This is a genomic window from Cellulomonas cellasea, assembly GCF_030372105.1.
Classification (GTDB): domain Bacteria; phylum Actinomycetota; class Actinomycetes; order Actinomycetales; family Cellulomonadaceae; genus Cellulomonas_A; species Cellulomonas_A cellasea_A.
In genome coordinates this window covers 188,050-201,414 of record NZ_JAUDBQ010000003.1, presented here as the reverse complement: position 1 = coordinate 201,414, position 13,365 = coordinate 188,050, and the positions used below count along the sequence as shown (strand labels likewise).

The following is a 13,365-nucleotide window of genomic DNA, read 5'->3' as shown; positions in this document are numbered from 1 at the left end:
CCTCGCTGGCGGGCTATCAGACGATCTGGTCGCCGGTCCCGCTCTCCGTCGGCGTCCCCGCGTCGGACGCCGGCGCGTGCTGCCCGCGTGCCGCTGCGAGGGACTCGCGCGCTGCCTCGGCGACGGCCTCGGCCGTGATGCCGAACTCCTGGTAGAGGCGCTCGTAGTCCGCCGAGGCGCCGTAGTGCTCGAGCGAGATGACCCGCCCGGCGTCCCCGACGAGGCGGTGCCACGGCAGCGCGATCCCGGCCTCGACGGCCACGCGTGCGCGCACCGACGACGGCAGGACCTGCTCGCGGTACGCCTCGTCCTGCTCGGCGAACCACTCGAGGCTCGGGGCGGAGACGACGCGCGTGGCGATGCCCTGCGCCTCGAGGGCCTCACGCGCGGCGACCGCGAGCTGGACCTCGGAGCCGGTGCCGATGAGGATGACGTCCGGCGTGCCGGTCGACGCCTCGAGCAGCACGTAGGCGCCGCGGGCGACGCCGTCCGTGGTGGCGTAGCCGTCCTCGCCGCGCGGGAACGTGGGGACGTTCTGACGCGTGAGGATGAGGCCGACGGGGCCCTCGGGGCGCTCGAGGATCGCCTTCCACGCCGCCGCCGTCTCGTTGGCGTCGGCCGGGCGGACGATGTCCAGGCCCGGGATGGCGCGCAGCGCGGCGAGGTGCTCCACCGGCTGGTGCGTGGGGCCGTCCTCGCCGAGCCCGATGGAGTCGTGCGTCCAGACGTAGACGACCGGCACGCCCATGAGCGCCGCGAGGCGCACGGAGCCGCGCATGTAGTCGCTGAACGTCAGGAACGTCCCGCCGTAGGGGCGCGTGAGCCCGTGCAGCGCGATCCCCGAGAGGATCGAGCCCATCGCGTGCTCGCGGATGCCGAAGTGCAGCGTGCGCCCGTAGGGGTTGCCCGCGAACTCCTTGGTGGAGCGCTCCGTGGGGAGGAAGGACGGCTCGCCCTTCATCGTGGTGTTGTTCGAGCCGGCGAGGTCGGCGGAGCCGCCCCACAGCTCGGGCAGCGGCTCGGCGAGCGCGGAGAGCACCTCGCCGGAGGCGGCGCGGGTGGCGACGGCCTTGCCGGCGGGGAACGTCGGGATCGCGTCGGCCCAGCCCTCGGGGAGCTTGCCCTCGACGAGCCGGTCGAGGAGCGTCGCGCGCTCGGGGTTGGCGGCGCGCCAGGCGTCGTACTTCGGCTGCCACTGCTCCTTGGCCGCCTTGGCGCGCGCGGCGACCTGGCCACGCGTGTGGGCGATGACCGCGGGGTCGACGTCGAAGGACTTGTCGGGGTTGAAGCCCACGACCTCCTTCAGCGCGCGGACCTCGTCGGCGCCGAGCTTGGAGCCGTGCGCGCTGTGGCTGTTCTGCTTCGTGGGCGACGGCCAGGCGATGATCGTGCGCAGCCCGATGAAGGACGGGCGGTCGGTGACCTGCTTGGCGGCCTCGATGGCGGCGTTCAGCGCGTCGATGTTCTCGGTGTAACCGTCGTCGCCGGCGGTCCAGTCGACGAACTGCACGTGCCAGCCGTACGCCTCGTAGCGCTTGAGGACGTCCTCGGTGAAGGCGATGTCGGTGTCGCCCTCGATGGAGATGTGGTTGTCGTCCCACAGCACCACGAGGTTGCCGAGCTGCTGGGTGCCGGCGATCGAGGAGGCCTCGCTCGTGACGCCCTCCTGCAGGTCGCCGTCGGAGGCGATGACGTAGACGAAGTGGTCGAACGGGCTCTCGCCGGCGGGGGCGTCGGGGTCGAGGAGGCCACGCTCGCGGCGCGAGGCCATCGCGAAGCCGACGGCGGACGCGAGGCCCTGCCCGAGCGGCCCGGTGGTGATCTCCACGCCGGTGGTGTGCTTGTACTCGGGGTGGCCCGGGGTCTTGGAGCCCCAGGTGCGCAGCGCCTCGATGTCCTCGATCTCGAGGCCGTAGCCCGCGAGGTACAGCTCGAGGTACTGCGTCAGGCTCGAGTGGCCCGCGGACAGGATGAAGCGGTCGCGACCGAGCCAGCTCGGGTCGGCCGGGTCGTGCCTCATCACGTTCTGGTAGAGCAGGTACGCCGCTGGGGCAAGGCTGATCGCGGTGCCGGGGTGGCCGTTTCCGACCTTCTCCACGGCATCGGCGGCCAGGACACGCGCTGTGTCCACTGCCTTCTTGTCGAGCTCGCTCCAGCCGACTGACTGGGCCTCGGGGGCCTTGGCGTTCACCGCACCTCATTCCCGCCCGGGCATGGTGCGCCTGGGCGTTGGATCGAACTGTCCGGCCGCCCGTCGATGGACGCCGGCCACGAGATGTGCTCAGCCCGGAGGGGCGCGTGGCGTACTCGTGAGGTTCGACCCTATCTCGCCTGGGGGGTCGCGGAGTGAAGGCGCCCAGATGGCGGGAAGCGCTTTCCGCCCGGTTCTCCGGCCAATGTCACACCTGCCGCGGCCCGCGGGACGCGCCGGGAGGCCACTCCTGCTGGGCAGCGCCGTAGCATGGGCATCCGACGAAGGTCCCGCTTTGCTGAAGAACGGAAGTCCTACGCGCGTGCGCACCACGAGCCCAGCCCCCCTGGACGATGCCGGGGCGTCCGCCCGAGCAGCGGGAGACTGGCGCCCTCCCATCCGTGAGGCCAGCGCATCAGCCCCTGAGGCGAGCGCGCCAGCGAAGGTCGCCGCGCCGGCTGTCGTCGTGCCGCCGATCGACGCCGCCGAGCGCCGCCCGCAGGGCTGGCAGGCCGCCCGCCGGACGCTCGCCAACTACATCTCGCTCACCAAGCCGCGCGTCATCGAGCTGCTCCTGGTGACCACCATCCCCACCATGATCCTGGCCGAGGGCGGCTTCCCGTCGATCGGCCTGATGCTCGCCACGCTCGTCGGCGGGGGAGCGGCGGCCGGGGCCGCGAACTCCTTCAACTGCTACCTCGACCGCGACATCGACGAGGTGATGAACCGCACCAAGCGGCGGCCGCTCGTCACCGGGGAGATCACCCCCCGCGCCGCGCTCGTCTTCTCCTGGGTGCTCGCGATCATCTCGCTCGCCTGGCTCGCGCTGCTCGTCAACGTGGCCTCCGCGGCGCTGACCGCCGTCGCGGTGCTGCTGTACGTCGTCGGCTACACGATGATCCTCAAGCGCCGCACCCCGCAGAACATCGTGTGGGGCGGGGCCGCCGGCTGCATGCCGGTGCTCATCGGCTGGTCGGCCGTCACCGGCAGGGTCTCCTGGGCCGCTGTGCTGCTGTTCGGCGTGATCTTCTTCTGGACGCCGCCGCACTACTGGCCGCTGTCGATGAAGTTCCGTCGCGACTACGCCGCCGCGAACGTGCCGATGCTGCCCGTCGTGGCCGCCGACACCAAGGTCGCGCGCCAGATGATCGCGTACACCATCGCGATGATCGCCTGCTCGCTGCTGCTGATGCCCGTGGCCGGGATGACCTGGGTCTACGGCGTGGCCGCGCTCGTGCTCGGCGGCTGGTTCCTCGCCTCGTGCATCGGCCTCTACCGGCGGGCGCTGGACCCCACGCGCGGCAAGCTCGGCGCGATGAAGGTCTTCCACGGCTCGATCACCTACCTCACGCTGCTGTCCGTCGCGATCGCGGTGGACGTCTTCCTGCCCCTCTGACGAGGGCCGGGCGATGTCCGAGAGCGCGCTGCAGCGGATCCTGCGGGACTACCTCGCCCACCTGACCGTCGAGCGAGGGCTCTCGCCGCACACCCTCTCGGCCTACCGGCGGGACCTGGTGCGCTACCTCGACCACCTCGCGGCGCGTGGGCGGGAGCTGCCCGGGGACGTCACCGAGGCCGACGTCGAGGACTTCGTCACCGTGGTGCGCACCGGGTCGGACGGGCGCAACGCGCTCTCGGCCTCGTCCACCGCCCGCAGCGTCGTCGCGGTGCGCGGGCTGCACCGGTTCTGGACGCTCGAGGGCCTGACGGGGAGTGACGCGGCCAGCGCTGTCCGGCCCCCGGCGCAGCCCAAGCGGCTGCCCAAGGCCATCTCCACCGCCGATGTCGAGCGGCTCCTGGAGGCCGCGTCCGCCGGCGAGGGCGCCATCCCGCTGCGCGACCGGGCGCTCCTGGAGCTCGTGTACTCGACTGGCGCGCGCATCTCGGAGGCCGTGGGGCTCGCCGTCGACGACCTGGACCTGACGCCCGGGCGCGGCGCGGTGCGGCTGCTCGGCAAGGGCGACAAGGAGCGGATCGTCCCCGTCGGCTCCTACGCGATCGAGGCCGTCGAGGCCTACCTCGTGCGCTCCCGCCCCGCGCTGGCCGCCGGTGGGCGCGGCATCCCGGCGCTGTTCCTCAACACCCGTGGCGCGCGGCTCAGCAGGCAGAGCGCGTGGGCGGTGCTGCGCGCCGCCGCCGAGCGGGCCGGCCTGCCGGCCTCGGCGCACATCTCCCCGCACACGCTGCGCCACTCCTTCGCCACGCACCTGCTCGCGGGCGGGGCCGACGTCCGGGTGGTCCAGGAGCTGCTCGGGCACGCGTCGGTGACCACGACGCAGGTGTACACGCTCGTGACGCGCGACACGCTCCGGGAGGTCTACGCCACGGCGCACCCGCGGGCGATCCGGCGCGGCGCCCCGTCGCCCGCGACGGCGGCCGCCGCCGCCCCCTAGGAGTCTTCCGGGCGTGTCCGGGATGTCGCAGCCTCACGGCGCGCACGCTCCGGTAGGTTGTCCGCGTGGCAACCGAGCAGATGACCGAGATGGAGCTCGACCCCGTCGGTCGACCCCTGCCGCGCTTCCCCGAGCCCGCGCCGCTGGCCTCGCACGGCCCCGCGCGCGTCATCGCGATGTGCAACCAGAAGGGTGGCGTCGGCAAGACGACGACCACCATCAACCTCGCCGCCGCCCTCGCCGAGGTCGGCCGCCGGGTGCTCATCGTCGACTTCGACCCGCAGGGCGCGGCGTCCGTGGGCCTGGGCATCAGCCCGCATGAGCTCGAGCGCACCGTCTACAACCTGATGATGGAGCGCAACGCGTCACTCGCCGAGGTGGTGCGCAGCACCGACATCGCGAACCTCGACCTGCTGCCGGCCAACATCGACCTCTCGGCGGCAGAGGTCCAGCTCGTCTCCGAGGTGGCCCGCGAGTCCATCCTCGCCCGGGTGCTGCGCCCCGCCCTCGACGACTACGACGTGATCCTCATCGATTGCCAGCCGTCCCTGGGGCTGCTGACCGTCAACGCCCTCACCGCGGCCCACGGCGTCCTCATCCCGCTCGAGTGCGAGTTCTTCGCGCTGCGCGGCGTCGCGCTGCTCGTGGAGACCATCGAGAAGGTGCGCGACCGCCTGAACCCACGCCTCGAGGTCGACGGCATCCTCGCAACCATGTACGACTCGCGGACGCTGCACGCCCGCGAGGTCGTCGCGCGCGTGCACGAGGCCTTCGGCGACACGCTGCTGCAGACGGTCATCGGGCGCACGGTGAAGTTCCCGGACTCGTCGGTCGCGGCGGAGCCGATCATCACCTACGCGTCGAACCACAGCGGGGCGAGCGCCTACCGGCAGCTCGCGCGCGAGCTCATCGCCCGTGGCGACGCCGCCTAGCCTGGTCGCCGAGGCGCCTGCAGCCCACGAGACCGCCGCACCGGCGGCAGCCCCCACCGGCGAGGCCGCGTCCTCGCCGTCGGGGACGAGCCCCTTCGAGGTGCACCTCGACAACTTCAGCGGCCCCTTCGACCTGCTGCTCGGGCTGATCTCGAAGCACAAGCTCGACATCACCGAGGTGTCCCTCGCCCGGGTCACCGACGAGTTCATCGCCCACATTCGCGCCGCCGAGCGCACCGCCGCCGCGGGCGGCAGGTCCTGGGACCTGAGCCAGGCCAGCGAGTTCCTGGTCGTCGCGGCGACGCTGCTGGACCTCAAGGCGGCCCGCCTGCTGCCGCAGGGCGTGGTCGAGGACGCCGAGGACCTCGAGCTGCTCGAGGCGCGGGACCTGCTGTTCGTGCGGTTGCTGCAGTACCGCGCGTACAAGGTGGTGGCCCGGGACATCGGCGATCGGCTCACCGCAGAGGGGCGCAGGTTCCCCCGCTCGGTGACCTTGGAGCCCCAGCTCGCTGCGCTGCTGCCCGAGCTCGTGTGGCAGATCGGCCCACAGCAGCTCGCCGCGCTCGCCGCGAAGGCCCTGGCGCCCAAGGCCCCGCCGCCCGGCGTGGACCTCAGCCACCTGCACGCCCCCGCGGTATCGGTGCGCGAGCAGGCGGCGCTGCTGGTCGAGCGGCTGCGGCGCGGCGGCTCCGCGACCTTCCGGGCGCTGACCGCCGACGCCGACTCCACCCTCATGGTGGTGTCGCGGTTCCTCGCGCTGCTCGAGCTGTTCCGCGAGGGCGCCGTCGGCTTCGACCAGGTCACACCGCTGGGGGAGCTCACCGTGCGGTGGACGGGGGCCGACGACGGCGAGGTGCGCGTCTCCGACGACTTCGACGTGGCGGACCTCACAGCCGACCCCAGCACCGCCTCCCAGGAGCCCGACGCATGAGCCAGACACCCCCCGACCTCGACGCGCTGACCGCGCCGGACGCTGACGGCCCGGTCGTCGAGGCCGACGAGCTCGCCTTCGACGTCGACGACCTGCCGGGTGGCGCCCTCGCCGCCCTGGAGGCCGTGCTGATGGTCGCCGACGAGCCGATTCCCGCGGTGCGGCTGGCCTCGGTCCTCGCACTGCCCACGGACCGCGTGGAGGGGCTGCTGGAGGCCTTGGCCGCGGAGTATCGGGGGGAGCACGGCGGCAGGCCGCGCGGGTTCGAGCTGCGGCAGGCCGGGGCGGGCTGGCGGATCTACTCGGCGTCGGCGTTCGCCGAGGTCGTCGGGCGGTTCGTGCTCGAGGGGCAGACCGCGCGCCTGACGCAGGCCGCGCTCGAGACCCTGGCCGTGATCGCCTACCGGCAGCCGGTCACCCGCGGGCAGGTCTCGGGGGTGCGCGGGGTCAACGTCGACGGCGTGGTGCGCACGCTCGCGTCGCGCGGTTTGGTGGCCGAGGCGGGCTCCGACCCGAGCACTGGCGCCGTGCTCTACGAGACCACGGGATACTTCTTGGAGCGGATGGGGCTCGCGAGCCTGGATGAGCTGCCTCCACTTGCGCCCTATCTGCCGGACTTCGACGCGCTCGAGGGCGTGGACATGGCGAACAGGGAGACACGATGAGCACTGAGGGACGACGGGGAGGCGCTGCGGGCGCCGGCCGTGGACGTGACGGCGGCGGGCGCGCTGGCGCTCCGCGCGGAGCAGGCGGAGGCCGTGGCGGGCAGCCCCGTCCGGCGCGCGCAGGGCAGCCGGGTCGACCGGCGCGCCCGACACGGGCCAAGGCCCCGGCACGCGCCGCCGAGCCGCCGCGCGACGTGCACGACCCCGAGGGCGTGCGCTTGCAGAAGGTGCTCGCGACGGCCGGGCTCGGGTCGCGGCGCGCGTGCGAGGACTTGATCACGGCGGGCCGGGTGACGGTGGACGGCGTGCCCGTCCTCGAGCTGGGCGTGCGGGTCGACCCCGCGAAGGTCGCGATCCACGTGGACGGGATGCGCGTGCAGCTCGACACCTCGATGGTGACGATCGCGCTGAACAAGCCGCTGGGCGTGGTCTCGACGATGCATGACCCCGACGGGCGCCCGTCACTGGCCGAGTTCGTGAAGAACCGCGAGGAGCGGCTCTTCCACGTGGGCCGGCTCGACGCCGAGACCGAGGGCCTGATCCTGCTGACGAACGACGGCGAGCTCGCGAACCGCCTGGCGCACCCGTCGCATGAGGTGCCCAAGACGTACTTCGCGGAGGTCGAGGGGCGGGTGCACCCGTCGCTGGGCAAGCAGCTGCAGAAGGGCATCGAGCTGGAGGACGGCCTCGTCACGGTCGACAGCTTCCGGATCGTCGACCAGACCGCGCAGGCCAGCCTCGTCGAGCTCGTGCTGCACGAGGGGCGCAACCGCGTGGTCCGGCGCATCTTCGACGAGGTGGGCTTCCCGGTGACGCGCCTGGTCCGCACGCAGATCGGCCCGATCAAGCTCGGCGACCTGCGCCCGGGGCGCACCCGCGTGCTCGGCAAGACGGAGCTGGGCACCCTCATGGCGCTGGTGGGGATGTGACCCAGGCGGTCGCCACCCAGGGCCCGGTGCGCGTGGTCGGCACCGGGCTCCTCGGCGCGTCCGTCGGGCTGGCCCTGGCCACGCGCGGCGTCGACGTGGTGCTGCACGACCCGTCGCGCACCGCGCTGGCACTGGCCCGCGACGTGGGCGCCGGGCGCCCGGCCGCGTCCGACGACGCCGCGCCGGCCCTGGTGGTCGTCGCGGCGCCGCCGGATGTGACCGCCGACGTGGTGCGGGCCGAGTTGGCGGCGTGGCCGCACGCGGTGGTGACCGATGTCGCGAGCGTGAAGGGCTACGTGCTCGACGAGCTGCGCGAGTCCGGGGCCGACCTGAGCCGGTACGTGGGCTCCCACCCGATGGCGGGCCGTGAGCGGTCCGGGCCTGCCGCCGCCGTGCCCGACCTGTTCGTCGGGCGGCCCTGGGTGATCGCGGACTCCGGGGCGTCCTCAGCGCAGGCGCTGCTGGTCGTGCGCGCCCTCGCCGTCGACCTCGGCGCGATACCCGTGGAGATGGACGCCCAGGCGCACGACGAGGCCGTGGCGCTCGTGTCGCATGTGCCGCAGGTGGCCTCGAGCCTCGTCGCGGCCCGCTTGCGCGACGCCAGCGAGCCCGCGCTCGGGCTCGCTGGGCAAGGACTGCGGGATGTGACGCGGCTCGCCGCGAGCGATCCCGCGCTGTGGACGTCGATCCTGGCCGCGAACGCCGAGGCTGTCGCTGCGGTGCTGCGGGACCTGCGCACCGACCTCGATGTGGTGATCGAGGCGCTCGACCGGGCCGCGGCGGCCACTGGCCCCGAGACCGTCGAGCTCGGCGCCCTCGCGAGCATCGCGCAGGCCATCGGCCAGGGGAACACCGGCGTCGCCCGGGTCCCCGGCAAGCATGGCGGCGCCGCGCGCGTCTACGAGGTCGTCACGGCGCTGGTCCCCGACGTCCCCGGCGAGCTCGCACGGCTGCTGGCCGACGTAGGCGAGGCCGGCGTCAACCTGGAGGACCTCCAGCTCGAGCACTCGGCCGGCCGGCCCGTCGGCATGGCGTCGATGTCGGTGCTCCCCGGGCGGTCCGAGCAACTCGAGGCGGAGCTCAGTGCCCGCGGATGGAGACTGGTGAGTTGAGCACGGAACCTCAGGACGGCATGCGGCGCCAGCAGGCGATCGTGGTCGCGATCGACGGGCCCTCGGGCTCGGGCAAGTCCAGCGTGTCGCGCATGGTAGCCCAGCGCCTGGGCCTGGCGTTCTTGGACACCGGGGCGATGTACCGCGCGGCGACGTGGTGGTGCCTCGAGCAGGGCGTGCCGCTCACCGACACCGAGGCCGTGGCCGCAGTGGTCCGGGAATTGCCGTTGGCCGTCGGGGTCGACCCGGCCGGGCCGACGGTGCACGTGGGCGGGACGGACGTCGGCGAGGCGATCCGCACGACGGCGATCTCCTCGGCGGTGAGCGCCGTCGCCACGAACCTGGAGGTGCGCGCCGAGCTGGGCCGCCTGCAGCGCGAGGCCATCGCCGCGGAGCGGGTGCCGCAGTCGTTCTCCCACGGGCGCGGGATCGTCGCCGAGGGGCGGGACATCACCACGGTGATCGCCCCGGACGCCGACGTCCGCATCCTGCTGACCGCCAGCGAGGAGGCACGGCTCGCCCGGCGGGCCAAGGAGGTGCACGGCAGCGCGGACGCCGAGGCGGTGCAGGCCACCCGCGACCAGGTGCTGCGACGCGACAAGGACGACTCGACGGTGTCGACGTTCCACGTCGCTGCGGACGGTGTCGTGACCGTGGACTCCTCCGACCTGGACCTGGAGCAGACCGTGCAGGCCGTGCTCGACGTCGTCGCGCAGGTCACGGGCCGGACAGCGCTGTGAGCGGCGCCGAGTCCGTCACGCGACCCGCCCCGCAGCGGGAGGCCGCAGCGGTCCCCGAGGAGCGGCAGGCGCGCCGCGGGCACGCGCTGGGCAAGCTCTTCGCGCATGTGCTGTGGAACACCGAGGTGATCGGCGCCGAGAACGTGCCGCTGGACGGCCCGGTGCTCCTCGCGGCCAACCACTCCGGCGTCGCCGACGGGCCCGTGCTGGTGGGCGCCTCGCCGCGTCCCTCCCATGTGCTGATCAAGGCGTCGATGTTCTCCGGTCCCGTGGGCGCCGTGCTGCGCAGCGCGGGCCAGATACCGGTGGACGGCGACGGCCGCTCGTCGCTGGCCACCGCGCTGGGCGTGCTGCGGCGTGGCGGGGTCGTCGGGGTGTTCCCCGAGGGCAGCCGGGGTCGCGGCGACATGGCGGACGCCCGCGCGGGCGTGGCCTGGCTGGCGATCAACGGCGCCGCCTGCGTCGTGCCCGTCGCCGTGCTCGGCACCCGCCGCACAGGGGAGGCCGTCAGCCGCCTGCCGGGGTTCCGCCGCCGCCTCGTCGTCGAGTTCGGGGAGCCGTTGAGCCTCGAGCGGGCGCCGGGGACGTCGGGCCGCGCCGCCGTGGCGCAGGCCAACGAGGCGATCCGCGTCGCGATGGTGGCGCTGGTGGGCGCCGCGGCCGAGCGGGCGGGTCTGCCGCTTCCCACAGACGACCCCCATCGGGCGGCGCCGGCAGCGCATTAGTCGTCCGGCCCTCGGGCAGGGGAGAATGACCCCATGACCGAGACCGACCCGACCGCGGGCATGCCCGACGACGCTGCCGCGACGGCAGCCGACACACCTCTGGACCCCGCCACGTCGGACCCCGCGCTGTCGGACCCGGCCCACTCTGACGCCGACCAGTCAGACGCTGACCCGTCGGACACCGCCGCCGCGGACGCCGTGCGCGAGGAGGCCCTGCGGGCCGGGCTCGCCGAGTACGACCTCGAGGAGGACGACCTCGCGCTGCTCGAGGGCGAGGCCGCCATCGAGGCGGGCGAGCCCGGGGGAGCGCCGCTGCCCGTGCTCGCCGTCGTGGGCCGCCCCAACGTGGGCAAGTCCACCCTCGTCAACCGCATCCTCGGCCGCCGCCAGGCCGTCGTCGAGGACAAGCCCGGCGTGACGCGCGACCGCGTGAGCTACCCGGCCGAGTGGGCGGGGCGGAACTTCACGCTCGTCGACACCGGCGGCTGGGAGGTCGACGTGCTCGGCATCGACGCGCGCGTCGCCGAGCAGGCCGAGGTCGCGATCTCGCTGGCCGACGCGGTGCTCTTCGTCGTCGACGCCACCGTCGGGCCCACGGCCACGGACGAGCGCGTCGTGCGGCTGCTGCGCAAGTCCGGCAAGCCCGTGGTGCTGTGCGCCAACAAGGTGGACGGCCCCCGCGTGGAGGCTGACGCGACCGAGCTGTGGAGCCTCGGCCTGGGCCAGCCGCACCCCGTCTCGGCCCTGCACGGCCGTGGCACCGGCGACCTGCTGGACGCCGCGATGGCCGCGCTGCCGAAGGTGTCGCAGCACGGCTCGGCGATCCCCGCGGGCGGCCCCCGCCGCGTCGCGCTGGTGGGGCGGCCCAACGTGGGCAAGTCCTCGCTGCTGAACAAGATCATCGGCGCCGAGCGGGTCGTCGTCGACGACGTCGCGGGCACCACGCGCGACCCGGTCGACGAGCTGGTGCAGCTCAAGGGCAAGACGTGGTGGTTCGTCGACACCGCCGGCATCCGCCGCCGCGTGCACCAGTCGCAGGGCGCGGACTTCTACGCGTCGCTGCGCACGCAGGCCGCGATCGAGAAGTCCGAGGTCGCGGTCGTCCTGCTGGACGCGTCGACGAAGCTCACCGAGCAGGACACGCGCGTCATCTCCCAGGCGATCGACGCGGGACGCGCCATCGTGCTGGCGTTCAACAAGTGGGACCTGATGGACGAGGACCGCCGGCCGTTCCTCGAGCGCGAGATCGAGCAGGACCTGGTCCAGGTGCAGTGGGCGCCGCGCGTGAACCTCTCCGCGAAGACGGGCTGGCACGCCGAGCGCCTGGTCCCGGCCATCGAGCGCGCGCTCGCGTCGTGGGAGACCCGCATCCCGACGGGCCGCCTCAACGCGTTCCTCGGCGAGCTCGTCGCCGCCCACCCGCACCCGCTGCGGGGCGGCAAGCAGCCGCGCATCCTGTTCGCCACGCAGGCGTCGACGTCCCCGCCGCGGTTCGTGATCTTCGCCAGCGGCTTCCTCGAGGCCGGCTACCGGCGTTTCATCGAGCGTCGCCTGCGCGAGGACTTCGGCTTCGAGGGCACGCCGATCGAGATCTCGGTGCGGGTGCGGGAGAAGCGCAAGCGGTGACCCGTGAGGCGGCCGACGGCGGCGACGCTGCCGTCGGCGCGCCCCTCGGAGGGGCGCGCCGCCCGACTTCCCTCCACGGGAGGGCGCTGCTGCTGAGGCTGGGCCTGCCGCGCGATCCGGCCGCGCCCCAGCATCTGGCCGCGTTCCTCGTGGCGACCGTCGTCACTGTGCTGCTCACCCGCGGGGCGCTGGCGGCCACCGGCTACCCGCAGGTCGGCGGCGCCACGCTGCACATCGCGCATGTGCTGTGGGGCGGCCTGCTCCTCGCCGTCGCCGTGGTGCTGCTGCTCTCGTACGCCGGGCCGGTGGTGCGGCCGATCGGGGCGCTGGTGGGTGGGATCGGCTTCGGGCTGTTCATCGACGAGATCGGCAAGTTCGTCACCGCTGACAACGACTACTTCTACGAGCCCACGGCATCGCTCATCTACGTGGTCGTGGTGCTGCTGGTGCTGCTGGCCGAGGTGCTGCACGGTCGCCGGGAACGCGATCCGAGCGAACTGCTGGCGGGGGCAGTGGACCGTGCGGTCTCGGGTGTGGTGGGCGGGTTCAGCCCGCGCGCCCGGCGGCAGGCCCATGCGCTGGTCCGTGCCGCGGGGGAGCAGCACGGGGCGGCCGAGGTCAGCGCGCTGCTGCGTGTCGTGGAGGACGACCGCGAGGAGCTGCCCGACGTCACCGGTGTGATCGCGCGCTGGGTGGTGAAGGGCACGTACCGGCTCGTCCGGGCGCGTTGGGTGCCGTGGGTGGCGGTGGTGGTGGTGACCGGGACCGCCGTCGCGACCATGGGCCGGGGCGTGGCGGCATGGGTGGCGGGCGCCGACGTGCCCGGGTGGGTCGTGACGGGGATGCTCGTCTCCGGCGCGGGATCGGTGGCGTGCTGCGTCGTCGGCCTCGTCGTGGTGCGCGGCTCGCGGGAGAACGGGTTCGCGTGGTTCCGCCGGGCTGTGCTGATCAGCCTGCTGCTGACCCAGATCTTCCTGTTCCGGCTCGAGCAGTGGGCTGCCGTGGCGGGGCTCGTCGTGGACCTCGTGGTGCTCGCGGTGGTGGCCGCCGAGGGCGAGGTCGCGCGCAGTCGCCGGCTCGAGGCGGGGTCGGGAGCAGGCTCCTCGACGACTTAGACTCGT

Annotated in this window: 12 protein-coding genes; 11 read left to right on the top strand and 1 reads right to left on the bottom strand. The window is 73.7% G+C overall.

Annotated elements, in window-relative coordinates; genetic code table 11:
- Nucleotides 1-16: 16 nt before the first annotated feature.
- Nucleotides 17-2,191, bottom strand: a complete 2,175-nt coding sequence (gene tkt, locus QUV83_RS04695) for a transketolase (protein WP_289563010.1) — start codon at nucleotides 2,189-2,191, stop codon at nucleotides 17-19.
- 475 nt (nucleotides 2,192-2,666) lie between these two features.
- On the opposite strand from tkt, the gene QUV83_RS04690 reads away from it, so the two are divergent.
- The 11 genes from QUV83_RS04690 (at nucleotide 2,667) to QUV83_RS04640 (ending at nucleotide 13,359) form a co-directional block, all read left to right on the top strand.
- A complete protein-coding gene (locus tag QUV83_RS04690) occupies nucleotides 2,667-3,587 on the top strand; it encodes a heme o synthase (protein ID WP_289563072.1) in 921 nt (306 codons plus the stop codon).
- Nucleotides 3,588-3,600: 13 nt separating this feature from the next.
- Nucleotides 3,601-4,584 carry a site-specific tyrosine recombinase XerD gene (locus QUV83_RS04685; protein WP_289563009.1) on the top strand — a complete coding sequence of 328 codons (984 nt, stop codon included), beginning with the start codon at nucleotides 3,601-3,603 and terminating at the stop codon, nucleotides 4,582-4,584.
- Between the two features lie 80 nt (nucleotides 4,585-4,664).
- The gene (locus QUV83_RS04680) at nucleotides 4,665-5,516 is read left to right on the top strand and encodes a ParA family protein (RefSeq protein ID WP_289563071.1); all 852 of its coding nucleotides are present in this window, start codon (nucleotides 4,665-4,667) and stop codon (nucleotides 5,514-5,516) included.
- Nucleotides 5,500-6,447 carry a segregation and condensation protein A gene (locus QUV83_RS04675; protein WP_436231881.1) on the top strand — a complete coding sequence of 316 codons (948 nt, stop codon included), beginning with the start codon at nucleotides 5,500-5,502 and terminating at the stop codon, nucleotides 6,445-6,447. The genes QUV83_RS04680 and QUV83_RS04675 overlap by 17 nt, the downstream gene beginning before the upstream one ends.
- On the top strand, nucleotides 6,444-7,112 hold the full coding sequence (scpB, locus tag QUV83_RS04670) for an SMC-Scp complex subunit ScpB (protein WP_289563008.1): 669 nt from the start codon (nucleotides 6,444-6,446) through the stop codon (nucleotides 7,110-7,112). Before QUV83_RS04675 ends, scpB begins: the two co-directional genes overlap by 4 nt.
- 194 nt (nucleotides 7,113-7,306) lie before the next feature.
- Complete coding sequence (locus tag QUV83_RS04665) at nucleotides 7,307-8,041, top strand: pseudouridine synthase (RefSeq protein ID WP_354003923.1); 735 nt, start codon at nucleotides 7,307-7,309, stop codon at nucleotides 8,039-8,041.
- Nucleotides 8,038-9,153, top strand: coding sequence for a prephenate dehydrogenase (locus QUV83_RS04660; protein WP_289563006.1), 1,116 nt, complete (start codon nucleotides 8,038-8,040; stop codon nucleotides 9,151-9,153). The genes QUV83_RS04665 and QUV83_RS04660 overlap by 4 nt, the downstream gene beginning before the upstream one ends.
- Nucleotides 9,135-9,893, top strand: coding sequence for a (d)CMP kinase (gene cmk / locus QUV83_RS04655; RefSeq protein WP_289563005.1), 759 nt, complete (start codon nucleotides 9,135-9,137; stop codon nucleotides 9,891-9,893). The genes QUV83_RS04660 and cmk overlap by 19 nt, the downstream gene beginning before the upstream one ends.
- Nucleotides 9,890-10,618 carry a lysophospholipid acyltransferase family protein gene (locus QUV83_RS04650; protein ID WP_289563004.1) on the top strand — a complete coding sequence of 243 codons (729 nt, stop codon included), beginning with the start codon at nucleotides 9,890-9,892 and terminating at the stop codon, nucleotides 10,616-10,618. The genes cmk and QUV83_RS04650 overlap by 4 nt, the downstream gene beginning before the upstream one ends.
- 33 nt (nucleotides 10,619-10,651) lie before the next feature.
- Entirely contained in the window at nucleotides 10,652-12,244 is a 1,593-nt protein-coding gene (gene der / locus QUV83_RS04645) for a ribosome biogenesis GTPase Der (protein WP_289563003.1), read from the top strand.
- Nucleotides 12,241-13,359 (top strand): hypothetical protein, encoded by a 1,119-nt coding sequence (locus tag QUV83_RS04640; RefSeq protein ID WP_289563002.1) that lies wholly within the window; start codon nucleotides 12,241-12,243, stop codon nucleotides 13,357-13,359. Before der ends, QUV83_RS04640 begins: the two co-directional genes overlap by 4 nt.
- Nucleotides 13,360-13,365: the final 6 nt, after the last annotated feature.

Bases quoted from the DNA above. Each gene is read 5' to 3' on its own strand.
- cmk (WP_289563005.1), top strand. From the start codon at position 9,135: ATGGAGACTGGTGAGTTGAGCACGGAACCTCAGGACGGCATGCGGCGC.
- QUV83_RS04685 (WP_289563009.1), top strand. From the start codon at position 3,601: ATGTCCGAGAGCGCGCTGCAGCGGATCCTGCGGGACTACCTCGCCCAC.
- scpB (WP_289563008.1), top strand. From the start codon at position 6,444: ATGAGCCAGACACCCCCCGACCTCGACGCGCTGACCGCGCCGGACGCT.
- QUV83_RS04680 (WP_289563071.1), top strand. From the start codon at position 4,665: ATGACCGAGATGGAGCTCGACCCCGTCGGTCGACCCCTGCCGCGCTTC.
- der (WP_289563003.1), top strand. From the start codon at position 10,652: ATGACCGAGACCGACCCGACCGCGGGCATGCCCGACGACGCTGCCGCG.